Genomic DNA, 23,204 nt, shown 5'->3' with positions numbered 1-23,204 from the left:
ATCCTCATCGACGAGGCGCGCACCCCGCTCATCATCTCGGGTCCGTCCGAAGGGAGTACGGATCTCTACAAGCAGATCGACAAGATCATCCCGCGTCTGACCCGTCAGGCCCCCGTCACCAACGAGGAGGGGCAGCCGGACTTCGGTCCCGGTGATTATTCGGTCGATGAAAAGGCGCGCCAGGTCTATCTGAGCGAGGAAGGTCACGAGCATGTCGAGCAGATGCTCGTGGAGATCGGTCTCCTTGCCGAGGAAGGCGGTCTCTACGACCCGGCCAACATCGCCCTGATGCACCATGTCTACGCGGCGCTGCGTGCACATGCGCTGTTTCAAAAGAACGTCGAGTACATCGTGCGCGACGGCCAGATCATCATCGTCGACGAGTTCACCGGCCGCACCATGCCGGGCCGGCGCTGGTCGGAGGGCCTGCATCAAGCGGTCGAGGCCAAGGAAGGGGTTGCGATCCAGGCCGAGAACCAGACAATGGCCTCGATCACCTTCCAAAACCTCTTCCGGCTCTATCCCAAACTCTCGGGTATGACCGGCACGGCGGATACCGAGGCCTACGAGTTCCAGCAGATCTACGGTCTGGAGGTCGTCGTCATCCCGACCAATCAGCCCATGATCCGCGAGGATCGAGGCGACCTCGTCTATCTGACCCAGGAGGAGAAATATCAGGCCATCGTGGAGGATATCCGCGACTGCATCGCCCGTGGTCAGCCGGCCTTGGTGGGCACCGCCTCGATCGAGACCTCGGAGCTGATCGACCGACTGCTCGTCGAGCAGAAGATCCCGCACGAGGTCCTGAATGCCAAGCAGCACGAGCGCGAGGCCGGGATCATCGCCCAAGCCGGCCGTCCCGGTGCCGTGACGATCGCCACCAACATGGCCGGTCGCGGGACCGACATCGTGCTCGGCGGCAATCTGGAGGCCGAGCTCGAGGACGCCGGCCCGGATGCGGATCGCCACGCCATCCGCGCCGCCTGGAAGGAGCGCCACGCCCAAGTGGTGGCTGCCGGCGGTCTGCATGTGGTGGGTACCGAGCGGCACGAATCCCGTCGTATCGACAACCAGTTGCGCGGTCGCTCCGGCCGTCAGGGCGACCCGGGCTCCTCGCGCTTTTATCTGTCGCTCGAAGACAACCTGATGCGCATCTTCGCCTCCGACCGCGTCGGCAAGATGATGCAGAAACTCGGCATGCAGAAGGGCGAGGCGATCGAGCACCCCTGGGTGACGAAGGCGATCGAAAACGCCCAGCGCAAGGTCGAGGGTCGCAACTTCGACATCCGCAAGCAGCTGCTCGAGTACGACGACGTCGCCAACGATCAGCGCAAGGTCATCTATCGCCAACGGCGCGAGCTGATGGACAGCGTGGATGTCTCCGATACCGTCACCGCGATGCGCGACGATGCCCTGACGCGTCTGATCAATATCTATGTCCCGCCCGAGAGCCTCGAAGAGCAGTGGGATGTGGAAGGACTGGGTGTCGCGCTGAACGAGCATTTCGGCGGCGACTGGCCGATCCGCAGGTGGCTCGACGAGGACGACTCGCTCCACGAAGAGACACTGCGCGCACGCATCCACGATACCCTGACCTCGGCCTACGCCGAGCGCGAGACGCTCGTCGGTTCGCCGACCATGCGCCAGATCGAGACGGCGGTCATGCTCCAGACCCTGGACACCCACTGGAAGGACCATCTTGCCGCGATGGACTATCTGCGCCAAGGGATCCATCTACGCGGCTACGCGCAGAAGAATCCCAAGCAGGAGTNNGGAGTACAAGCGCGAGGCCTTCGAGATGTTCTCGGCGATGCTCGACAGTATCAAGCACGATGTCGTGGCCACCCTCGCCAAGCTCCAGGTGCAGACTCAGCCAGGTGCAGAGGCCGAACCGGTCGCCGCGCTCGGCGCAGCGCCGGTGCGGGAGCGCGAGTTCGAGTTCAAACACGAGCGCTTCGATGGTTTCGGGCAAGGTCCCGGATCCGCCGATGATGCGCGGCCCGACGGTCGAGACCGGGCGAGTGCCCGCGGCGCCGAGGATCCGCAGGCTCAACCCTATGTCCGCGGCGACCGCAAAGTCGGGCGCAACGAGCCTTGTCCCTGCGNNGAAGTACAAGCAATGCCACGGCAAGGCGAGCTGAGCGATACCATGACGCCGTCCGAGCAACCCCGGCATGATCCGGCCCAGTCCGACAAAACCTGGCTTCCCGTCGGGGGCGTGCGTCTGGCCGCCGGCGCGGCCGGCATTCGCTATCGGGAGCGTGACGATCTGGTGGTCCTGGAGCTCGCCCCGGCGAGTCGATGTGCGGCCGTCTTTACACGCAATGCCTTCTGCGCCGCGCCCGTGCGGGTCGCCCGGACCCATTTGGGTCAAAGGATGCCGCGCTACCTGCTGATCAACGCGGGGAATGCGAACGCGGGGACAGGTCGACGCGGGATGGCGGATGCCGAGTCGAGCTGTGCGGCACTCGCCGCCGTCGGCGACTGTGCCGCCGAGGAGGTCTTGCCCTTCTCGACCGGCGTGATCGGCGAGCACCTGCCGGTCGATCGCATCGCCGCGGCTCTGCCGGACCTGCTCGGCCGATTGGATGCATCCGCATGGCCCGCCGCCGCGCGGGCCATCATGACGACAGATCGGGTGCCCAAGCTGCTCTCGCGACACTTCGAGATCGACGGTCACACCGCATCGATCACCGGGATCGCCAAAGGTGCCGGGATGATCTGTCCGAACATGGCGACCATGCTCGCCTTCATCGCGACCGATGCCGCTGTGGCGCCCGATCTGCTCCAAGCCTGCTTGGGCGCGGCGGTCGCCCGGTCGTTCAATGCCATCACGGTCGACGGCGATACCTCGACCAACGATGCCTGCGTGCTGGTCGCGACCGGGGCCTGCGGGAATTCCGAGATCCGCGACGGCGCCTCGCCGCAATACGCTGCACTCCAGAGCGCTGTCGATTCGGTCTGTGTCGAGCTGGCGACCGCCATCGTGCGCGATGCCGAGGGTGCGACCAAGCTGGTGAGCGTGCAGGTCGAAGGCGCGGCGAACGTCGAGGAAGCCCGCGCCGTGGCCTATACCATCGCCCATTCGCCCTTAGTGAAGACCGCGCTCTTCGCGTCCGATCCCAACTGGGGCCGCATCCTGGCCGCCGTCGGGCGTGCGGGTCTTCGGGATCTCGATATCGAACGGATCCGAATCCACCTCGGCGAGGTCCTGATCGTGGAAGCCGGCGGGCGCGCACCCGACTATACCGAGGAGGCGGGAGCCGCCGTCATGGCCGAGCCCGAGATCCTGATCCGCGTCTCGCTAGGACGTGGCGCGGCCGAGGCGCAGATCCTGACCTGCGATCTCTCCTACGACTACGTCCGGATCAACGCCGAATACCGCAGTTGAGCATCGAGGTGATTCATGTGATGGTCGGCGCGATTTCCGACCCGACGGGACGCGTCCTGGTGACCAAGCGTCCCGATCACGTCCATCAGGGCGGGCTGTGGGAGTTTCCGGGCGGCAAGCTCGAACCCGGCGAGTCGCCTGAGTGCGGCCTGGCACGCGAGCTGGCCGAGGAGCTGGGTGTCGAGATCCACGACAGCCGTCCGCTGATCCGCATCCGACACCATTACGGCGATCGGCACGTCCTGCTGGATGTCCGGTGCGTGCGCTCCTACGCGGGCATCCCGGCCGGTCTGGAGGGTCAGCCCCTCGCCTGGCAACACCCCGAGACCATGGATCCGGCCTGCTTTCCAGCGGCCGATCGTCCCATCATCACCGCGTTGCGCCTGCCCGGGCGCATGTTGATCACGGGCCTTGATCCGCTCGACCCCGAGGTCTTTCTGGCGCGGCTCGCGGGCGCCGTCGCGGGTGGGATCAAGCTCGTTCAACTGCGTGCGCATGAGCTGACTCATGCCGCGTACCGCGACTTGGCGCGGCGCGCCTTCCTGCTCTGCGAGCAAGGCGGTGCACGTCTTCTCCTGAATCGCGATCCGCAGGAGACGCTGGATGTTCCGCGTGACGGCCTACACCTCGGCGGGCAGGTGCTCGCCCGACTGAGCGAGCGACCGGGTCGCCCGGACGATCTGGTCGGGGCCTCCTGTCACACCGCCGATGATCTCGTGCGTGCGGCGTGCCTCGGGCTTGACTATGCGCTGCTCTCGCCGGTCAATCCGACCGCCTCGCACCCGGAGGCCCGTCCCCTCGGCTGGCTGCGCTTCGCCGAGCTTGCCGATGCGGCGACACTCCCTGTCTATGCGTTGGGTGGTCTAACCGGCTTGGATCTTGATGTCGCCCGTGAGCATGGCGCACAGGGTGTGGCGGCGATTCGAGGCTTTTGGACGACCGATTGATCGGTTAAACCGCGTCCAGCGCGAGATGCTGACTTTCGAGTGAGCTCGGCGTTTGATGCATCCACGGCCCTTAGCGGGGACGCGGTTTAAAATCATCTCTTTTTTAATCTCTTAAACCGCGCCGGGCGCGGTTTAATGCTCGCTCATGGGCGAATCCTCGTCGGGTTCGTCTTCCGTTCCGGGGATCCGGTGATTCTCGTCGAGCCACTTGCCCAGATCGACCAAACGGCAGCGCTCGCTGCAGAAGGGGCGCCAGGGTGATTGCGGACCCCAGACGACAGACTTGCCGCAACGCGGACAGGAGACGATCGTGGCCATGGCTAAACCGCGTCCCGAGTGAAGATCGATGTTTCGCTGTCGCTGGCCGTCAGGTGCACGCCCAAGGATCCGTGCAGGACGCGGTTCAAAAGACGCAGCAGGTGAGCTTGAAGGGAATGTTCTCCGGGATCTGCGCCGGCCGCCCCTGAGGTCCGGTCTTCATGAATCGGATACTGAAGCGGCTCTTGTGTCCGCTGATCTCCGGATAGAGTGCGCCGGTGCCGTTGATGCCGACCCGTACCATCTGAGCGGGCGCCTGTACGTCGAGCGCTTCCTGGAAGAAACCGCCCTCCGCGAGCACCTGACGCGGCGATGCGCTGGTGCGGGCGAGCGAGAGCACGAGGCGGATCGCCCGCTCGGCCGGCCGGAGATCCTGTAGCCATCGGTCGAGTCGCGCCTGCCTCATCTCCGGTGCCTGAATCAGCCAGTGATGGTACTGCGGCAGGTCGAAGCTGCAGGCCCCGCCCGGAATGCTGCTGCGCTGTGCGACGCTCTTGAGAAGATCGTCCTCGCGGGCGATCTGCCCGATGGGCCCGGACAGGCGATGGACGCCACCGACGGCATCCGCAAGGTCGCCGAGCACCCGGTCCAATGCCCGCGGATCGACCCCGGGCTGATCCCCGAAACGCTTGAGCGTCGCGATGTTGCGATCGAGCTCCTTGAGCAGCTCGGTCTTGACGTCCGCACGCGCGGTGACCGCGACAATGTCGAGCAGGGTCTCGACGGCGACCCGGGTCGCCCAGGCGTCGTACTGAGGCGCGAAATGGTTGAGCCGCTCGAACAGATGCTCGATCCGCAGGAAGGTGCGGACGCGCTCGTTCAGCGGATGCTCGAAGGTCATCAGTGTCGACACAAAGGCGCCTCGGGGCTCGGCGCGATCCGGATCCGGTCATCTCGGCTCGGTCGGCGCGGCAGTCGTTCGAACGTCGTGCATCCATCGATCCGATGCGCGATACCATGGATGGAATTCTCCCGATTTCGCGAGGGGTTGTCACGGGTTCTCGCGAACAGCCGGCGTGGCAGGCTGCCTGCGGGTCCTGTGCGTGTCGCGGCTAGCCCCGGAGGATGTCACCCCAGCCGCAGGGTCTGCTTGTAGAAGCGCGGGATGGCGTCCGGGTCGGCGGTCATGAGGATGTTGTCGAGCACCCAGCTCGGCAGTCGACCTTGGGCGGCCATGCGTTCGAGCTGGGTCTTGAGTCCCTCCCAGTAGAAGCCCTCGCCCGAGCCGTCGAAAAAGACGATGGGTCCGGCCTCGATGACGCCGAGCTTCATGTCGGTCAGGGTCAGGCCGATCTCTTCGAGTGTTCCGACGCCGCCCGTGAGGAAGATGTGGAAGCTGGCGATCTCGAACCAGCGCTGGCGCGACTGGCGGCTGCGCGCCTGGAAGGTCTGGTAGTAGTCGGCGCTTTGATTGGGCTTCTGGTCCAGCGTCTCGATGTAGCTGGAGCCGACCAGCAGCCCGAGTCGGTGCGCGGCCTCGGTCACCTGCAGCATGGCGCCCGGACCGCCGCCGGTGAGGATGCTGATGTCGCTGCCGAACAGGCCCTTGAGGTTGGCCAGCAGACGCTCGATCTGGCGAGCGGATCCCTTGTCCAGCGGCTTGATGGATCCGTAGATGGCGAAGACCAGGCTGGAGCGGAAGCGGTCGACCTGCTCGGGTGTCGTGAAATAACCGCGCAGCCCGCGGAAGACGTGCCGCACGACTTGGGCGCGCGCATCGTTGCACCAGAAGACCTCGATGCCGAGCCCCTCGTAGTCGGCCAGTCGGCCGTGATCGCGGGCGGAAAGGAAGTGGCCATGCTCGAAGGAGGCGCGGCGAAAGACGATGCGACCGATACGCTGGCGCAAGGCCGCGGCACAGATCTCGGTGTGCTCGATGAGATTCGGGAAATAGCCGAGCAGCAACGTCGCGCGTGCGCCGTCGGCCAGATCCTCCAGGATGGCGGTGCCGTATTCGGTGCGGGTGTCGAGTTTGAGGCCCTCGGCAACCAGGCCGGCCGCCAGATCGGTCCCGCCGCGTGGGTCGCGCGGCTCCTCGGGCCGGGTCCAGATCCGATCCGGTCGACCTCCGTCCAGCAGGGTCTCGGGATGCTGCATCACCGCCATCATGCGGTGCGAGTAGCGATCCTCGAGCGGACCGGCTTCGAGCCGATCGAAGACCTCGGCGAGCTGCCCATAGTCGTTGCCGCTCTCCGCGTCGGCGGAGGCGCTGCTCGCACGGCCATGCCAGTAGCGCCGACTCGGCGTAACCGGGATGGCGTCGTGTACCGATGCGGCGACGCTCGGATTGATGATCAACTGCTCGGAGCGGTTGATGAACTCCAGATAGACGTTCGTGCCGCGCGTGGAAACAGGGTCGAGGACCGTCGCCTGTAGATGAAAGCCGAGCGCGTCGTCCAGGTTGCGCAGCACCACGTAATGACGATGCAGAAACATGGAGCAGGCCGTCACCAGTCCATCCTTCGGGGGCAGTGCGATGTGGTCGACCGCCTCGCGGATCTGCAGACGGTTCAGCAGATCCTTGCCGTCGGCATGGGTGGCGATCGCGGTGATCTGCTCGAGTGTCAAGGGATGAAGAAATCGAAAGAGCTGTCGCTGCGGCCGCAGGATGAGATAGCCGTTGCTGTCGACCGAGAAGCCGGCCGGGACCTGGATCTCGTTGCCCTGGATGAGTGCGTGGATGGCGGCGGAGTCGAGTCGATTGTCCTGCGGGCAGAACACCAGGCGTCCGACCCGCAGGCCCGGCACCACGATGTGCTGCAGGTGCTCGGCGATACCGAAGGAGTGGATCGCCGAGACCACCTGGAGCTTGAGTGTGCAATGGTCGCCGTTGAAGAGCGGCTCGTCGAGCGGGCAGATGTTGATCCCGATCCGTGCGAGCCGACTGCGGGCGGCAAAGACCAGATCGGACTCCCGACCCTTCACGAGTGCGCGAAACCGCGGCGAGATCGCGAACCGCGCCTCGACCCGAATGCCTTCCTCGTCCGTGCCGACGAGGGCCGTGATCCAACCGTCGCCGGTTTCGGGGGTCGCGTACATGTCTTGGTCCTGATGTCGCTGGGGTGTCGCCGGGGAAGGATCGACGTTCGGGAACGGGGCCGCCGGGGGACCGCGCCTGCACCCGCGCGCCGGGTTTACCCGGTGTTTCCCGGCCGATGCTAGAATGTCGGGCTAGACAACATGCAGCGCGACTCCCGCGGTGTCAACCGGTCCGGCTCCTGGTCGCAGTTCCGGATCCGGGACGCGCTTGGTCGATTTCCAGTGAAGAGAGGTCATCGATGGCGGGTCACAGCAAATGGGCCAACATCAAGCATCGCAAGGCGGCGCAGGATAAACAGCGCGGCAAGGTCTGGACGAAGCTGATCCGCGAGGTGACGGTCGCGAGCCGTGAAGGCGGGGGTGATCCGGGTGCGAATCCGCGGTTGCGTCTGGCGATGGACAAGGCGTTCGGCGCCAACATGCCGCGCGACACGGTCGAGCGCGCCATCAAGCGCGGCGCCGGCGGGATGGAGGGCGACGACTACGAGGAGATCCGCTACGAGGGCTACGGGCCCGGCGGGGTCGCCATCATGGTCGATTGCATGACCGACAATCGCAACCGTACCGCGGCCGAGGTTCGTCACGCCTTCAGCAAGCACGGCGGCAACCTGGGCACCGACGGTTCGGTCGGCTATCTCTTCACCAAGCAAGGCATCATCAGCTTCCAGCCCGGTACCGACGAGGATGCGGTGATGGAAGCGGCGCTCGAGGCCGGTGCCGAGGATGTCGTCGCCAACGACGACGGCTCGCTCGACGTGGTCACCACGCCCGAGGCGTTCGCCTCGGTGAAGGACGCGCTCACCCAAGCCGGGTTCGATACCGAGGTGGCAGAGGTCTCCTACAACGCCGCGACCCTCGCCGAGCTCGATCGCGATACGGCCGAGAAGCTGCTTCGTCTGGTCGATGTCCTCGACGACCTGGACGATGTCCAAGACGTCTATCACAACGCCGATATCGCCGACGAGATCCTGGCCGAGCTCGATGCCTGATGATCTTCAGCGACCGGTCGGCGTATTCGTCGGCCGCACGCCGATCGGATCCCCGGCGAAGCTCCGCCATCGCATCCTGGGCATCGATCCGGGCTCGCGCACGACCGGCTACGGGGTCATCGACACCGACGGTCAACGCAGCCGTTGGATCGCCAGCGGGACCTTGCGGGTCGGCGAATATCCCTGGCCGAATCGTCTCGGCCGCATCTTCGACGGTGTCGCCGCCATCGTGGCCGAGCACGCGCCGCACGAGATGGCGGTCGAGCAGCTCATCTTTGCCCGCGATCCGACCGCTGCGCTCAAGATCGGCCAGGCGCGTGGCGCGGCACTCTGCGCCGGGCTCAAATCCGGTGTAACGGTGCACGAATACAGTCCCAAGACGGTCAAGCTGGCGGTCGTCGGCACGGGCGGGGCCGACAAGGCCCAGGTCCAACATATGATCCGGGTTCTGCTTGCGCTGCCCGAAACACCCTGCGAGGACGAGGCCGACGCCTTGGCGATTGCGCTCTGTCATGCACACTCGATGGGGATCCCGGCGCGCGGGCGGGCTTCCGCCTCTTGGCGGGATTGGCGCCCGTGATCGGCCGTCTGCACGGCCGGATCCTCTCCAAGCATCCGCCTCAGCTGTTGCTGGACGTGGGCGGTGTCGGCTACGAGGTCGAGGCCCCCATGTCGACCTTCTATGACCTGCCGGCCGTCGGTGAGACCGTCGCCCTGGTGACCCACTTGGTGGTGCGCGAGGACGCCTGGTCGCTCTACGGATTCGGCCGCGAGCAGGAGCGCGCGCTCTTTCGGCGTTTGCTCAAGGTCACCGGCGTCGGCGCCAAGATGGCCTTGGCGATCCTCTCCTCGATGGACGCCGCGCGCTTTGTGCAATCCATCGAGCATGAAGACCTGGACGCGCTGATCCGGGTCCCGGGCATCGGGCGGAAAACGGCGCAGCGCTTGGTGATGGAGTTGCGCGACAGCCTGGATGTGATTCCGGGCAGCGCCCCCCATCTCCCCGAGACGCGAGCCGGCGGAGCAGATCCGCGCGAGCAGGCGCTCGCCGATGCCGTCAGCGCGCTGGTGGCCCTAGGTTATCGCCCCGTCGATGCGACGCGGATGGCCCGCGCAGCAGACGACGGAAGCGGCGGAGCGGAGGAGATCATCCGCAGTGCCTTGCGGGCTGCCAGCGCGCGCTGAACCGCGTCCCGCGCGATCGGCGATCCTTCCGGCCGCATTCGGCCTTGCGCCGGATAAGCATGTGCGCCGGATAAGAGTGTCTGAGCCGGCGCGGTTCGGACATGTCCGAGGCGTGTTTTTTTAATTTGTCGAGGTGGACTCCGTGAGCAATGACCTGACCGCCGAGCTTCAAGATCGGGTCCGCCACGCGGCCGATGCCTCATTGCCGCTGCGCTTGGAGTGCAACGCCACCAAGTCGCATCTCGGGCGCATGGTCGATGGCGAGGTCCTGTCCCTGTCCGGGCATACCGGGATCCTCAACTACCAGCCCAAGGAGCTGGTCGTCACAGCGCGATGCGGCACCCCGCTTTGCGAGATCGAGTTTGCGCTTGCCGAGCAGGGGCAGATGCTCCCGTTCGAGCCGCCGCATTTCGCCGATGACTCGGACGAGGGTCGCTCGACGTCGGGCGCGACCTTGGGCGGAACCATCGCCTGCGGGCTTTCCGGTCCAGCGCGACCCTACGCGGGCTCGGCCCGCGATCTGGTGCTCGGCACACGCGTCCTGACCGGGCGAGCCGAGGTCCTGCGCTTCGGCGGCGAGGTGATGAAGAACGTTGCCGGCTACGACATCTCGCGGCTCATGACCGGAGCCTTCGGCACACTCGGCGTCCTGCTCGATATCAGCGTGAAGGTGCTCCCCATCCCGACGACCGGTCGGACACTGGTGCAGACCTGCTCGCAAGCCGAGGCGATCGCGCGCATGACGCACTGGGCTGCGCAGCCGCTGCCGATCAGCGCGACCTGCTTCGACGGCGAGCAACTTTGGGTTCGGCTGTCCGGCAACCACGGCGGTGTCTCGGCCGCCGCCGAGCGCGTCGGCGGAGAGGCGGTCGATGACGGCGAGGCGCGTGCCTTCTGGCGTGAGCAGATCCGCGAGCAGCGTCATCCCTTCTTTGCCGGCGATGCACCCTTGTGGCGCTTGTCGGTGCCGCCGACCGTCGCGCCCCTGTCCCTGCCGGGCGCGCAGCTGATCGAGTGGGGCGGGGCGCAACGCTGGCTGCGCAGCGATGCCGAGGTCGAAGTCATCCGTTCCGCGGTCGGCTCGGTCGGCGGGCATGCCACGCTCTTTCGAGGGGGGGATCGCCGCTCGGAGGTCTTCCACCCGCTCCCGGCCGGACTCATGACACTGCATCGCGAGATGAAACGGGCCTTCGATCCGAACGGCATCCTGAACCCCGGTCGTCTCTACGCGACCCTCTAGGAGCCAGGCATGCAGACCGAGATCCTGCCCGAGTTTCTGAGCACGCCCGCCGGTCGCGAGGCCGACGCCATCCTGCGGACCTGCGTGCACTGCGGCTTCTGCACCGCGACCTGCCCGACCTATCAGCTGCTCGGCGACGAGCTCGATGGACCGCGGGGGCGGATCTATCAGATCAAGCTGGTCATGGAAGGTCAGGCGCCGACCCGCATCACCCAGCAGCATCTTGACCGCTGTTTGACCTGTCGCTCCTGCGAGACGACCTGTCCGTCGGGTGTGCGTTATGCGCGCCTGCTCGACATCGGGCGGCACCTGGTCGAGGAGCGCGTGGAACGTCCGCTGTCCGAGCGCCTGCTGCGCTGGGCGCTCGTCAAAACCGTGCCCTATCCATCGCGTTTCGGCCCCTTGATGTGGATCGGGCGCCGGATGAAGCCGCTGCTGTCGGCCAATCTCAAGGCGAAGCTGCCGACACCGCGCCCGGCCGGTGCCTGGCCGAAGCCCGCCGGGCGACGCCGGATGCTGGTGCTCGGCGGGTGCGTCCAGTCGGTCGCCACACCCAAGACGAATGCCGCGGCGGCGCGTGTGTTGGCGCGGCTCGGGATCGATCTGATCGAGTCGCCCGACGCCGGCTGTTGCGGTGCCGCGGCCTATCACCTGAGCGCCGTGACGGACGGGCTCGACGCCATGCGGCGCAATATCGACGCCTGGTGGCCCGAGATCGAGGCGGGCTGCGAGGCGATCCTGGTCACCGCGAGCGGGTGCGGCGCCATGGTGAAGGACTACGGCCATGCACTGGCCGAGGATCCCCGCTATGCTGAGCGGGCCGCGCGCGTGGCGGCCTTGGCGCGCGATCCGATCGAGATCATCGCGAGCCTGGATCTTGCGCCGCTCGGCTCGCCGGGTGAAGGTCGCAAGGTCGCCTTCCACGCGCCCTGCACGCTGCAGCACGGCCAGCAGCTCAAGCAGGTCGTGGAACCGGTCCTGACGCGGCTCGGGTTTACGATGACTCCGGTGCCGGACGGTCATCTGTGCTGCGGCTCTGCCGGGACCTATTCGATCACGCAGCCCGAGCTCTCGGCGCGTCTGCTTGCGAACAAGGTCGACGCACTGGAGTCGGGTCGACCGGAGTTGATCGCGACAGCCAACATCGGCTGTCAGCTTCAGATCGGCGGCGGCACGAAGATCCCCGTCGTCCATTGGCTCGAGCTGCTCGACGGTTGAGCCGCGGTCGGAGCGCTCGGCCTTGTCTTGCGGTCAACTCGCCCTTGTCGCTCGACATGACTTCGGCGGGACGCGGCTCCGGTGAAACAAGACATGAGGATGGCATCATGACCGAATCTGTCGGCTTCATTGGCCTCGGCATCATGGGTCGGCCGATGGCCCTGAACCTGATCAAGGCCGGCTACGAGCTCGTCGTCCATGCCCGTCGGCCCGAGTCGTTGGCGCCGCTGGCCGAGGCCGGTGCCCGGACGGCCGAGAGTCCGGCGGAGGTTGCCCGAGACGCGTCGATCGTCTTCACGATGGTCTCGGATACGCCGGATGTCGAAGCGGTGATCCTCGGCCCCGAGGGCGTCATCCAAGGTGTCCGACCCGATGCTGTGGTCGTGGATATGAGCACGATCTCGCCATCCTCCACGCGGATGATGGCCGAGCGACTCCGGGCCGTCGGAGCCGCGATGCTCGACGCCCCGGTCTCGGGCGGGGAGGCCGGGGCGAAGGCCGGTACCCTGTCCATCATGGTCGGGGGCGAGCCGGCCGACTTTGCGCGGGTGCGGCCGCTGTTCGAGGCGATGGGCGGAAATATCGTGCACGTCGGCCCAAGCGGTGCCGGTCAGGTGTGCAAGTCATGCAACCAGATCGTCGTCGGCGCGACCATCGCCGGCGTCTCGGAGGCGGTCTTGCTGGCGCAGGCGAGCGGTGTGGATCCGCGCAAGGTGCGCGAGGCCCTGCTCGGCGGCTTTGCGGGCAGCCGTATCCTGGAGGTGCACGGACTGCGAATGATCGAGGGTGACTACAGGCCGGGGTTCAAGTCACGCCTGCATCGCAAGGATATGCGGGTCGTGCTGGAATCCGCGCAGGAGTTGGGGATCTCCTTGACGACGGCGGCGATGGTCGCGGAATGGCTGGACCTGCTGGTCGAGCGCGGATTGGGCGAAGAGGATTCAGCGGCCATCTTCGAGGTGATCCGGGGGACGGTCGGCGAGGGGTAAACCCTTCGGCGATCAAAGGACGCCGTCGAATAGGATCGGTGTCCGCGGTTGCTCCGGCTTGATCGGCTTGCCGAAAAGGGACCCTTGGGCGCCGTCGACCCCGAGTCCCTTCAGGATCGACAGGATCTCGGCGCCGCCGCCGTACGAGCTTGTCCAGTGCTCTCATCGCATTCGACCCGATCGAATTGGATGTTTCCTCTATTCGTAGACGGCCGTGGCGACGCCGTTCATGACGGTGACCCTCGCAACACCGGCCGCGCCGAGCGGACACATGTAATTGATGATGGCGACCGTGCGGGTGTTGTTGAGCGCCTCCTCCGACATCAGCATGACGGAGCCGTCGCCGCGCGAGTTGCTGGCCATGCAGCCGCATCGAGCCAGGTCATCCGTCGTCATCCCGGGGGTGAAGGTACAGGCATCCCCGCGCGAGCCCGACGCCGTGGATTGACAGCCGCTCACCGCAAGCATGCAGATCAGAACACCGAGCGTGACGTCGCGCGCCCCGGATCGGCCGGACGGCCGTTTCACGCATCGGCGAGCCGCGGCGGCACCGACGCTGTTGGACATGTCGATGTCCCGTTACTCGGATTCGACGTGGGTGACGGATGCGCGCAGTGCCGCAAGGATCAGCCGACGCGCCGCTTTTTCGTCGAGGTCCGGGATATCCCAAGCCATGATGCGGCAGTACTTGAGCAGCAGGTGACGAACATCGTCTTCGAGCTCGCGGGCGTAACGTTCCATCTCGACTTCTTCGAGCGTTGCCATATCGAACTCCAAGCGTTTCAGCGAATCTCGACCTTGCCTTTGACCGATCGGATGAAGGTCGCGACCACGCCGTCGCCCACCGCCAGCTCGTCGAGGAGTACCGGGTCATTCACGGTGAAGTCGAGCGTCTCCTGCGCGCCCTGCACGCTGACCTTGCGCTTGGCCTTGTCGACCGCCGCGATCCGACCGTAGAGGGTCATGGTGTCGGTCATGGTGCCTGCCGGCTTACTCCCGCGCTCGCGGTCGACGACCGTTTCTTGAGTCGTCCCGACGGCGGCCTTGTCGGGTCCCTTGACGAGATCGATGAGTACGGCCTCGGTCTCGGTGATGGTGAGCTTGTTGCCGATCTTGATCCCGTCGAGGCGCCCGACCTGTTCAGGGACATTGATGACCTGGAACCGGCCATCCGGTGTCTTGATCGTCAGCATGCGTCGCTCGACGTTGACGATCTCGACGATCCCGCTGATCTCCGAGGTCACCTCGGCGCCCGTCACCGGGATGACCGTCACGTCCGCCATCGTGGTCGAGGAGACGGCGGCAATCCCGCCTGCAAGTGCGAAGGCCAAGCGCATGGCCCGTGGTTTTCCATTCATGGTGTGCTCCCCTGTTCTCTTGTGCCTTCGGATCGACTCGGATCACCCTTTCCGAGCCGATGTTCCGTCTGCTTGTACTTGTGAATGGTGCTCGCGCGATGGTGAGGTTTCTTCGATTCCCGTCGCGGTGCGAATAGCGCCGACGCACCGCTGCCGACGCGCGAACGGTACCCCGTCGGCGCCGCTCCTGCAAGCGACCCCGTGGACAGCGCCTTGGATGAACAAGAATTAAGGTGTCGGACATCCTCGGGCAATGGAGGCGCCCGGATACTCTCGACCTGTTCAGCAAACCCCTGGTGCGCGTCTGTCTCGATGGCGATGTCGCCCGGATCTTGGTCAGGAGAATGCCGTGTCAAATCGCCGAATCACGACCCCGACTCGATCGATCGCCGTAGCCCCGTCGCTGCCCTTGCGTCACCCGGCACTCGTCAGCGCGACCTTGGCGCTTGCCCTCGCATCCGGCGCTCTTTACTGGAGCGGCCGCGGTGCCGTAGCGGCGGATCAACCCATGCCCGTGGATGCGCGCGTCGCGTCGGCGGCGTTTCCCGGCTTCGCGGACGTGGCCGAGCGGGTTACCCCCGCAGTGGTCAACGTGTCGGTCAAGGCCGAGCGCGTGCAGCCCATGGCGATGCGTGGCCACCCGGCGCTTCCGCCGGACGCCGCCGTTCCCGAAGCCTTCCGTCGTTTCTTCGAAGAGCCGGGGCGGTCGATGCCGCGCCAGGCGACGGGGCAGGGCTCCGGTTTCGTCGTGGACAGTGACGGCCATATCGTCACCAACCATCATGTCATCGAAGGCGCGGGAGAGGTGACCGTCGTCCTGAACGACGGTACCAGTCATGTGGCGCGCGTGGTCGGTCGCGACACCAAGACGGATCTAGCCCTGCTCAAGATCGACGTCGATCGCCCGCTGGTCGCCGTCGAGCTGGGTGACTCGAGCAAGGCCCGCGTTGGCGATTGGGTTCTGGCGGTCGGCAACCCCTTCGGTCTCGGCGGCTCGGTGAATGCCGGGATCATCTCCGCACGCGGACGCGATATCAACTCGGGCCCCTACGACGACTATCTTCAGATCGACGCGCCCATCAACCGGGGCAACTCGGGCGGCCCGCTGTTCGACATCGAGGGTCGGGTGATCGGTGTGAACACCGCCATCTTCTCGCCGAGCGGCGGGAATGTCGGGATCGGCTTCGCCATCCCGGCGGAGACGGTCGCGCGTGTGGTGGCCGATCTTCGCGAGAACGGGCGCGTTGAGCGTGGTTGGCTGGGCGTGCAGATCCAGCCGGTGACCGAGGAGTTGGCAGCCGGGCTCGGGCTCGAGGAGGCAACCGGTGTGCTGGTTGCGGATCTGGTGCCCGGCAGTCCGGCCGCCGCGTCCGATCTGCGAACCGGCGACGTCATCCTCAGTGCGTCCGGGCAGCAGCTCACGAGCGCGAAGGACCTCTCGAAGCTGGTCGCCGCGACCAAGGCCGGCACCGCCATGACGCTGCGCCTGGTGCGCGACGGCACGACGCGTGACCTGACCTTGACGATCGGTCGGATGCCCGACGAGGATCAGGTCGCCGCGGCGCCGACCGAAGACGCCGACGCGCCGGAGCGTCCCCGTCTGGGACTCTATCTGGCGCCGCTGACCCCCGAGCTGCGTGCCGAGCGCGGGCTCGGCGCGGATGCCGCCGGCGTCTTCGTCTCGCAGGTCGAGCCCGACAGCCCGGCCGATCGCGCCGGGGTGGAGGCGGGCAGCCTCATCTCGATGGTCGGGACGGAGTCGGTCAGCACGCCGGATCAGGTGGCGAGCGCCGTGCGCGTAGCCGCCGAGGAGCGGCGCGAGAGCCTGATCCTGCGCGTCGAGAAGAACGGGCGGCCCCTCTTCATCGCCGTCCCCTTTGCGACCTGACCCCGGGCACATCCTAAGCTCATCGAACGCGTCGCGATACGCGATCGCGGCTTTGCCCAATGCAAGGCCGCGATCGTGCGACCGAGCGGCCCGTGTCTTGACCGCGCGGATTCCGCGCTATCCTATTTCATCCGAGGTCCAAAAACCTGATCGTTGATCGCCGAACCCCGATCACTCAACCCCACTCCCCGACGAGCAACCCATGCGAGTGCTCCTGATCGAAGACGATCGCCAAACCGCCGACTATCTGCTGAAGGCACTCGCCGAAACCGGCGCGGTCACCGACCATGTTGCCGACGGCCGCGCCGGACTCCTGCAGGCCGCCGGCGGCGACTATGACGCCTTGATCGTCGACCGCATGCTGCCCGGGCTCGACGGGGTCGGCATCGTCCGAACGTTGCGCGCCGCGGGCAACCGCACGCCGGTGCTCTTTCTCAGCGCCTTGGGCGAGGTCGACGACCGTGTAGAGGGTCTGCGTGCGGGCGGGGACGACTATCTCGTTAAGCCCTTTGCCTTCTCCGAGCTGCACGCGCGTCTCGAGGTGCTGCTGCGTCGCGGCAAGGCCGAGACCCCGGAGACGCGACTGCGGGTCGCGGATCTCGAGATGGATCTGCTCAAGCGCGAGGTGATCCGCGCCGGGCGCGAGATCCAACTGCAGCCGCGCGAGTTTCGGCTGCTTGAATATCTGGTGCGCCACGCCGGCCAGGTGGTGACCCGTACCATGCTGCTCGAGCAGGTCTGGGACTATCACTTCGACCCCCAAACCAACGTCATCGACGTCCACATCAGCCGCCTGCGCGGCAAGATCGACAAGGACTTCGCCCCGCCGCTTCTGCAGACCGTCCGCGGTGTCGGCTACATGATCCGCGGCGCATGAGCGTCGAGGAGGCCCCGCGGTCGGCCCTGCGTACCCGGGCAGCCAACATCCTGCGCAGCTCGACTTTCCGTCTGGCCGTTCTCTATGTACTGCTGCTCGGCGTCTCGGTCGGCATCCTCATGGCCTTCCTCTATTGGTCCACTGCCGGCTATATGGACCGCCAGACTGCGGCCACCATCGAGGCCGAGATTCGCGGGCTTGCCGAGCAGTACCGGCGGCGCGGCCTCGCCGGTCTGTCCTCGGTGATCAGCGAGCGTGTCGCGCGCGATCCGGTCGGCTCGAGCGTTTACCTTTTGGTCGACAACAACCTCGAGCCGCTTGCCGGTAACCTCGATCGCTGGCCGAGCGGATTTCCCGACGCGGAGGGCTGGCTCGGCTTCCGCCTGCGCGAGCGTGGACCGGATCGCACCGAAGAGCATGCGGCACGCGGACAGGTCTTCATGCTGCGCGGCGGCCTGCGACTCCTGGTCGGCCGCGACGTGCGTGATCTGGAGGCTACGCGTGCCCTGATCCTCGACGCGCTCGGCTGGGGGTTGGCCATCACCGCGGCCCTGGCCCTGCTGGGCGGATGGTTGATGAGCGCGGGTGTCATGCGGCGCCTGGAGACGATCAACCAGACCGCCGGCGAGATCATGGCCGGGGACCTCTCCCGACGCATCCCGCTCAACGGCAGCGGGGACGACTTCGACGCGCTTGCCGTGAATCTCAATCGGATGCTCGAGCGCATCGAGCAGCTGATGGCGGGCGTGCGTCAGGTTTCGGACAACATCGCCCATGATTTGCGCACGCCCCTGACCCGGGTGCGCACCAAGCTGGAGCTGCTTCGCACCGAGCTCGACGGCTGCGAAAACGCCCGCTCGCTCGCCGCCGAGTCGATCGCCGATACCGAGGAGATGCTGTCCACATTCAATGCGCTGTTGCGGATCGCACGCATCGAGTCCGGCGCCCGACGGGCTGCCTTCGCCCGCGTGGATCTCGCGACCTTGCTGGAGGATCTGGCCGAGCTCTACGAGCCGCTCGCGGCCGAGAAGGGGCAGGACTTGACGCTGCGGCTCGGGGGCCCGGCCCGGGTCACGGGCGATCGTGACCTCCTGTTCCAAGCCTTGGCCAACGTGGTCGACAATGCCATCAAATACACCCCGCCGGGCGGGACCATCGCGCTTGCCGGAGCCTCTTCGGAGGATGGTGTGACGGTGACGATTCGCGATTCCGGATCCGGCATTCCGCCGGATGCGCGCGAGAGGGTTCTCGATCGTTTTGTTCGGCTCGACGACAGCCGCTCTACGCCCGGCAGCGGACTCGGCCTGAGCTTGGTGAAGGCCGTGCTCGATCTACACCAGGCGTCCATCGCGCTCGGCGGCGATGCCGGAGGGCTCATCGTGACGATCCGCTTTCGCGATCCTCGCTCCCCGGCCGCTTAAACCGCGCCCGGCGCGGTATGCGATGTTTTTTGATGGTATCGGCCCCCGCAGACTCGACGACCGCCGGAGCCCGCGCGGTTTAAGATATTAAAAATGTATATCATTTTTAAACCGCGTCCCGGCTAAGGGTCGTGGATACACCAAACGTCCAACTCACTCGAAAGTGAGCGTCTCGCTCTGGACGCGGTTTAGTAGAGTCGCAACCCCGCCGTCGACTCGGCCCACTGCGCCTCGTCCGCACACAAACGCTGCTCCAAGTCGCCCGGTCGAGCCTCCGGGTCGTCGACCCACTCGCGCAGAAAGCTGCCGCCGGAGAGTAGATCGATGGCGAGACGCTCGGTCTCGTATTCGTAGGGGAAGTCGCGCCAGATCGGATAGTCCGGGTATTTCGATCGCACCGCCTTCAACAGAAGCGCGATCAAACGGTAGGGCTTGAAGCGATCGTGACGGTAGCCGTGATGGTCGGTGTGGATCTGAAGCCCCGAGCAGAGCCGGCCGGCATGCTTGTGGAAGGTCGGCTCGAACCAGCAGGGGCGGATCAGTGCGCCCTCGGTCCATTCCGCACATTCGGCGCGCATGTGTTCGAGCACAGGCTCGAAGTCGATATCCGGCGCGCCGATCACCTCGAGCGACACGGTGGTGCCCCGCCCTTCGGACAGCGTCGTTCCCTCCAATAAGACGGTGCCCGGGAAGCAGCGCGCCATATTGAGGCTCGCGGCGTTGGGACTCGGGTTGATCCAGGGCAGCTCCATGACCGGCCAACCGAAGCCGGGGCCCGACTCGGGGCGATAGCCGTCCATTGCAACCACATCGAGGTCGATGTCGTGTCCGTGATACTCGACGAACCAGCGCGCCAGCTCCCCGAAAGTCAATCCGTGACGCATGATGAGCGGACCCGCACCGACGAAACTCTCCCAGCCCGGCTCCAGGATGCTGCCCTCGATCGGGCGGCCGGCGGGGTTGGGTCGGTCCAGAACCCGAATGGCCTTGCCGGCCGCGGCGCAGGCATCGATCAGATAGGCCAGGGTGGTGACATAGGTATAGATGCGGGTGCCGATGTCCTGCAGGTCGATCAGCAGCACGTCGAAGCGATCGAGCATCGCGTCGGTCGGATAGCGCACCTTGCCGTAGAGGCTGAAGACGGGGATGCCGTGTCGCGGATCCAGGGCGTCTTCGGTCTCGACCATGTTGTCCTGCTTGTCCCCGCGCATCCCGTGCTGAGGGCCGAAGGCAGCCGTGACATTCAGCTCGCCGAGGTCCATCAGGGCATCCAGACTATGCCGACCTTCGGACGTACAGGACGCCGGGTGGCCGAGCAGTGCCAGACGGCAACCTTGAAGGGGTCGGCGCAGCCTTTCGTCTTCCAATAGCCGATCGATACCGAGTCTCACGATGTTCAGGCGGGCGTCATTGAGATATCCAGCCGTGAAGGATAACCGAAGACGATCGGGCTTCGGATGCTATGATGCGCGCCGCGCTCGCCGATCGCCTGCTCCGAGACCTGTGTCGAAGGCTGTTTGAATCCTGCTTCTTGTTGTCTGCTCCATGCTTCTTCGCGATTTTCACTATGACCTGCCTGCCGACTTGGTCGCCCAGCGCCCGCTGCCCGATCGCGGCGCGTCGCGCTTGCTTGCGCTCGACCCTGCGGGTGAGGGCTGTCGTGACCTTCTCTTTGCCGATCTGCCGCGACTGCTCCGGCCGGGCGATCTCTTGGTATTCAACAACACGCGGGTGATGCGTGCCCGGCTGTTCGGGCGCAAGGACACCGGCGGTCGGGTGGAGATCCTCATCGAGCGCCTCTTGGATGCGCGCGCGGCATTGGCCCAGGTCCGCGCAAGCAAGTCGCCCAAGCCCGGGTGCGCGATCGATCTCGACGGTGGGGCGCGGCTCATCGTGGGTCAGCGCGAAAATGATCTCTATCGGCTCGGTCTGGTCGAGGGCAACTTCGCCGATCTCATGTCGGAGCAGGGTCATATCCCCTTGCCGCCCTATATCCAGCGTCCGGACGATGTCTCCGATGAGGCGCGGTATCAAACGGTTTACGCGCGCCACAGCGGAGCCGTCGCTGCCCCGACGGCGGGCCTTCACTTCGACGAGGCCATGCTGGCCGGTCTGCGGGAGATGGGCGTCGGGTTCGCGGAGGTGACGCTGCACGTCGGTGCGGGAACCTTTCAGCCGGTCCGAGTAGCCGACATCGAGCGACACGAGATGCACGCCGAATGGATCGATGTGAATGATGGTGTCTGCCGTGCGGTGCAGTCCACGCGCACAAGGGGTGGACGTGTTGTCGCCGTCGGCACCACGAGTGTGCGCAGTCTCGAGAGCGCCGCGGCAGCCGGCGAGCTCAAACCTTTTCGGGGCGACAGTCGCCTTTTTATTCGGCCCGGCTATCGGTTTCGGGTGGTGGACGCGATGATCACCAACTTCCACCTGCCTGAATCGACACTCCTCATGTTGGTTTCGGCCTTCGCGGGTTATCGCCGCGTCATGGACGCTTACCGCCATGCCGTGGATGCTCGGTATCGGTTTTTCAGCTACGGCGATGCGATGTTCTTGAGCCGCAATGATGAGAATAGTGAGCTTAGCCACTCGTCGGAAGAGTGATTCCTTGGCTCCGTGGAATCGGATTTGGCGCCGAATTGCTCAATCGGCTTGACATCCAATGCAGATCGCATAAATTATAGAGACCGAGTCGCATGATGGCTCGCTTCTCTTTTCAGGGATTACCCTTTACCCGTTTTGGAGGTAGATCACGTGGAGTACGCTAACCTTAGCGTCGACGAGATTCAGCAGCAGCTCGCCGAGATCGAAAGCAGCAAGGCTGAGCTGAAGCGCGCGTTGGAAATACGTCGTCAGGAGGCGAAATCGGAAGTCGCTCAACAGATCAGGAGTCTGATCGCTCAATACGGCTACGAATTGGAAGAGATTCTGCCTCTGGTGGAATCCAAGCGTCGGCGTGCGGTCGCCTCGGTCCGGCGTTCCTCCGCCGGGGGGCGGCAGTATACGCGATATGTCGATCCGGAGAATGGAGACAACGTCTATGTGCGTGGCGTTCTTCCCGGTTGGATGAAGCAGAAGATGGCGGAGCAGGGCTACGACCCGTCTTCCAAGACCGATCGCGAAGCCTTCAAATCCAACTATCTCCAGGCGCTCGACGCCTAGGCGCGATTGATCCGGCGGTTTTTCAGGCTCCATCTCGGCATCCATTTCGTCATCGGACGGCCTCGTTCCGGTCGCACGAACCGCTTCTAAAGCTCGGATGTCGAGATGGTGGGGCGGGCGGTTTCCGGCCTCCGGCCGAACGGACGCGAAAAACGCACACGTAAATAGCGCATGCACGGCGCTGGCTTTCATTGAGCGCATCGCGTAGACTCCAGCTCTCGCATCATCCGGTCGATGCGTCGTCTCGCGGCTGACCCCACCTTTATCCAAGGCTTCATCCCCGAACGCCTCTTTTCTGCCTAGGCCGGTCCCGTGCTTGCGCGGTTTTAGGCCGGTTTCAGGAGCTTTCATGTCATTCGATTCACTCGGCCTTCAGGCCGACTTGCTGCGTGCCGTGGCAACGCAGCGTTATGCCCGTCCGACCCCGATTCAGCTACAGGCAATACCGGAGATTTTGGCCGGTCATGACTTGCTTGCCGGGGCGCAAACAGGAACCGGCAAGACGGCGGCCTTTGTGCTGCCGCTTCTGCAGCGGCTCTCCGAGAAGGGCCATCCGCAACGTCATCCCCGCGCACTGATCTTGACGCCGACGCGCGAGCTCGCGGCCCAGGTCGGCGAGCGTGTGCATGCCTATGGTCTGCACTTGCCTTTGCGCTCGGCGATCGTCTTCGGCGGCGTCGGCATGCAGCCGCAGATCAATCAGTTGCAGCGGGGCGTGGATGTTCTGATCGCAACCCCGGGACGTCTGCTCGATCATGCCGGCCGACGCACCGTCGATCTGTCGCGCGTGGAGATCCTCGTCCTCGACGAGGCCGATCGCATGTTGGATATGGGCTTCATCCACGATATCCGGCGCATCATTCAGCTGCTCCCCGAGCGGCGTCAGAATCTGCTGTTTTCAGCGACCTACTCCGACGACATCAGGCGTCTGGCCGACGGACTGCTCAAGCGCCCGAAGCTGATTGAAGTCGCACGCCGCAACACGGCCGCGGAGTCCGTCACGCAGGCGGCCCATCCGGTCGACAAGGCTCGCAAGCGCGATCTGCTTGCGCACCTCTTTCGCAGCGAGGGATGGCATCAGGTGCTGGTGTTTACACGAACCAAGGCCGGTGCCAATCGGCTGGTCGAGCACTTGGGCCGAGAGGGCATCACGGCCGCCGCCATCCACGGCAACAAGAGCCA

At 65.6% G+C, this 23,204-nt stretch carries 22 protein-coding genes; 15 read left to right on the top strand and 7 right to left on the bottom strand.

The window, feature by feature from the left end; all coding sequences use genetic code 11:
- The 3 genes from secA (at position 1) to B4N44_RS13300 (ending at position 4,338) form a co-directional block, all read left to right on the top strand.
- On the top strand, positions 1-1,992 hold the full coding sequence (gene secA / locus B4N44_RS13310; RefSeq protein WP_422664316.1) for a preprotein translocase subunit SecA: 1,992 nt from the start codon (positions 1-3) through the stop codon (positions 1,990-1,992).
- 157 nt (positions 1,993-2,149) lie between these two features.
- Complete coding sequence (argJ, locus tag B4N44_RS13305) at positions 2,150-3,391, top strand: bifunctional glutamate N-acetyltransferase/amino-acid acetyltransferase ArgJ (protein WP_296701644.1); 1,242 nt, start codon at positions 2,150-2,152, stop codon at positions 3,389-3,391.
- A gap of 2 nt (positions 3,392-3,393) precedes the next feature.
- The gene (locus B4N44_RS13300) at positions 3,394-4,338 is read left to right on the top strand and encodes a Nudix family hydrolase (protein ID WP_414718150.1); all 945 of its coding nucleotides are present in this window, start codon (positions 3,394-3,396) and stop codon (positions 4,336-4,338) included.
- A gap of 132 nt (positions 4,339-4,470) precedes the next feature.
- Here the strand turns inward: B4N44_RS13300 and yacG are convergent, their stop codons facing one another.
- The 3 genes from yacG to B4N44_RS13285 form a co-directional block, all read right to left on the bottom strand.
- Positions 4,471-4,656 carry a DNA gyrase inhibitor YacG gene (yacG, locus tag B4N44_RS13295; protein WP_296701617.1) on the bottom strand — a complete coding sequence of 62 codons (186 nt, stop codon included), beginning with the start codon at positions 4,654-4,656 and terminating at the stop codon, positions 4,471-4,473.
- 85 nt (positions 4,657-4,741) lie between these two features.
- Positions 4,742-5,509 carry a cell division protein ZapD gene (gene zapD / locus B4N44_RS13290; RefSeq protein WP_296701615.1) on the bottom strand — a complete coding sequence of 256 codons (768 nt, stop codon included), beginning with the start codon at positions 5,507-5,509 and terminating at the stop codon, positions 4,742-4,744.
- A gap of 215 nt (positions 5,510-5,724) precedes the next feature.
- Positions 5,725-7,695: an LOG family protein gene (locus B4N44_RS13285; RefSeq protein WP_296701613.1), complete on the bottom strand. Its 1,971-nt coding sequence runs from the start codon at positions 7,693-7,695 to the stop codon at positions 5,725-5,727.
- Positions 7,696-7,934: 239 nt separating this feature from the next.
- Here B4N44_RS13285 and B4N44_RS13280 point away from each other — a divergent pair, with 239 nt between their 5' ends.
- From B4N44_RS13280 to B4N44_RS13255, 6 genes are all read left to right on the top strand, one after another.
- The gene (locus B4N44_RS13280) at positions 7,935-8,684 is read left to right on the top strand and encodes a YebC/PmpR family DNA-binding transcriptional regulator (protein WP_296701609.1); all 750 of its coding nucleotides are present in this window, start codon (positions 7,935-7,937) and stop codon (positions 8,682-8,684) included.
- Positions 8,677-9,264 carry a crossover junction endodeoxyribonuclease RuvC gene (gene ruvC / locus B4N44_RS13275; RefSeq protein WP_296701607.1) on the top strand — a complete coding sequence of 196 codons (588 nt, stop codon included), beginning with the start codon at positions 8,677-8,679 and terminating at the stop codon, positions 9,262-9,264. The genes B4N44_RS13280 and ruvC overlap by 8 nt, the downstream gene beginning before the upstream one ends.
- Positions 9,261-9,869 carry a Holliday junction branch migration protein RuvA gene (gene ruvA, locus B4N44_RS13270; RefSeq protein ID WP_296701606.1) on the top strand — a complete coding sequence of 203 codons (609 nt, stop codon included), beginning with the start codon at positions 9,261-9,263 and terminating at the stop codon, positions 9,867-9,869. The genes ruvC and ruvA overlap by 4 nt, the downstream gene beginning before the upstream one ends.
- Positions 9,870-10,011: 142 nt before the next feature.
- Positions 10,012-11,109: a glycolate oxidase subunit GlcE gene (gene glcE / locus B4N44_RS13265; protein WP_296701604.1), complete on the top strand. Its 1,098-nt coding sequence runs from the start codon at positions 10,012-10,014 to the stop codon at positions 11,107-11,109.
- Between the two features lie 9 nt (positions 11,110-11,118).
- The gene (glcF, locus tag B4N44_RS13260) at positions 11,119-12,327 is read left to right on the top strand and encodes a glycolate oxidase subunit GlcF (RefSeq protein WP_296701602.1); all 1,209 of its coding nucleotides are present in this window, start codon (positions 11,119-11,121) and stop codon (positions 12,325-12,327) included.
- A gap of 107 nt (positions 12,328-12,434) precedes the next feature.
- Positions 12,435-13,316: a 2-hydroxy-3-oxopropionate reductase gene (locus tag B4N44_RS13255; RefSeq protein ID WP_296701600.1), complete on the top strand. Its 882-nt coding sequence runs from the start codon at positions 12,435-12,437 to the stop codon at positions 13,314-13,316.
- 198 nt (positions 13,317-13,514) lie between these two features.
- Here the strand turns inward: B4N44_RS13255 and B4N44_RS13250 are convergent, their stop codons facing one another.
- The 3 genes from B4N44_RS13250 to B4N44_RS13240 are packed head-to-tail and all read right to left on the bottom strand — an operon-like array spanning position 13,515 to position 14,674.
- On the bottom strand, positions 13,515-13,883 hold the full coding sequence (locus B4N44_RS13250) for a hypothetical protein (RefSeq protein WP_296701598.1): 369 nt from the start codon (positions 13,881-13,883) through the stop codon (positions 13,515-13,517).
- A gap of 12 nt (positions 13,884-13,895) precedes the next feature.
- Positions 13,896-14,081: a hypothetical protein gene (locus tag B4N44_RS13245; protein ID WP_296701595.1), complete on the bottom strand. Its 186-nt coding sequence runs from the start codon at positions 14,079-14,081 to the stop codon at positions 13,896-13,898.
- A 17-nt stretch (positions 14,082-14,098) separates the two neighbouring features.
- Positions 14,099-14,674, bottom strand: a complete 576-nt coding sequence (locus B4N44_RS13240) for a hypothetical protein (protein WP_296701593.1) — start codon at positions 14,672-14,674, stop codon at positions 14,099-14,101.
- A 349-nt stretch (positions 14,675-15,023) separates the two neighbouring features.
- Here B4N44_RS13240 and B4N44_RS13235 point away from each other — a divergent pair, with 349 nt between their 5' ends.
- From B4N44_RS13235 to B4N44_RS13225, 3 genes are all read left to right on the top strand, one after another.
- A complete protein-coding gene (locus tag B4N44_RS13235; protein ID WP_296701591.1) occupies positions 15,024-16,562 on the top strand; it encodes a Do family serine endopeptidase in 1,539 nt (512 codons plus the stop codon).
- Between the two features lie 202 nt (positions 16,563-16,764).
- Complete coding sequence (locus tag B4N44_RS13230) at positions 16,765-17,439, top strand: winged helix-turn-helix domain-containing protein (protein ID WP_296701589.1); 675 nt, start codon at positions 16,765-16,767, stop codon at positions 17,437-17,439.
- Entirely contained in the window at positions 17,436-18,860 is a 1,425-nt protein-coding gene (locus B4N44_RS13225) for a sensor histidine kinase (protein WP_296701587.1), read from the top strand. Before B4N44_RS13230 ends, B4N44_RS13225 begins: the two co-directional genes overlap by 4 nt.
- Positions 18,861-19,048: 188 nt before the next feature.
- Here the strand turns inward: B4N44_RS13225 and B4N44_RS13220 are convergent, their stop codons facing one another.
- A complete protein-coding gene (locus B4N44_RS13220; RefSeq protein ID WP_296701642.1) occupies positions 19,049-20,254 on the bottom strand; it encodes an exo-beta-N-acetylmuramidase NamZ family protein in 1,206 nt (401 codons plus the stop codon).
- 151 nt (positions 20,255-20,405) lie between these two features.
- Between B4N44_RS13220 and queA the strand changes: the two genes are divergently transcribed.
- From queA to B4N44_RS13205, 3 genes are all read left to right on the top strand, one after another.
- Positions 20,406-21,464: a tRNA preQ1(34) S-adenosylmethionine ribosyltransferase-isomerase QueA gene (queA, locus tag B4N44_RS13215; RefSeq protein WP_296701584.1), complete on the top strand. Its 1,059-nt coding sequence runs from the start codon at positions 20,406-20,408 to the stop codon at positions 21,462-21,464.
- Between the two features lie 150 nt (positions 21,465-21,614).
- On the top strand, positions 21,615-22,022 hold the full coding sequence (locus B4N44_RS13210) for an H-NS histone family protein (RefSeq protein WP_296701582.1): 408 nt from the start codon (positions 21,615-21,617) through the stop codon (positions 22,020-22,022).
- A 349-nt stretch (positions 22,023-22,371) separates the two neighbouring features.
- Positions 22,372-23,204, top strand: an 833-nt coding sequence (locus B4N44_RS13205; RefSeq protein ID WP_296701580.1) for a DEAD/DEAH box helicase, incomplete at its 3' end; no start/stop codon positions are given.

The organism is Thiocapsa sp. UBA6158 (assembly GCF_002423035.1).
Taxonomy (GTDB): Bacteria; Pseudomonadota; Gammaproteobacteria; order Chromatiales; family Chromatiaceae; genus Thiocapsa.
This window is presented reverse-complemented; position numbering and strand designations above follow the sequence as displayed.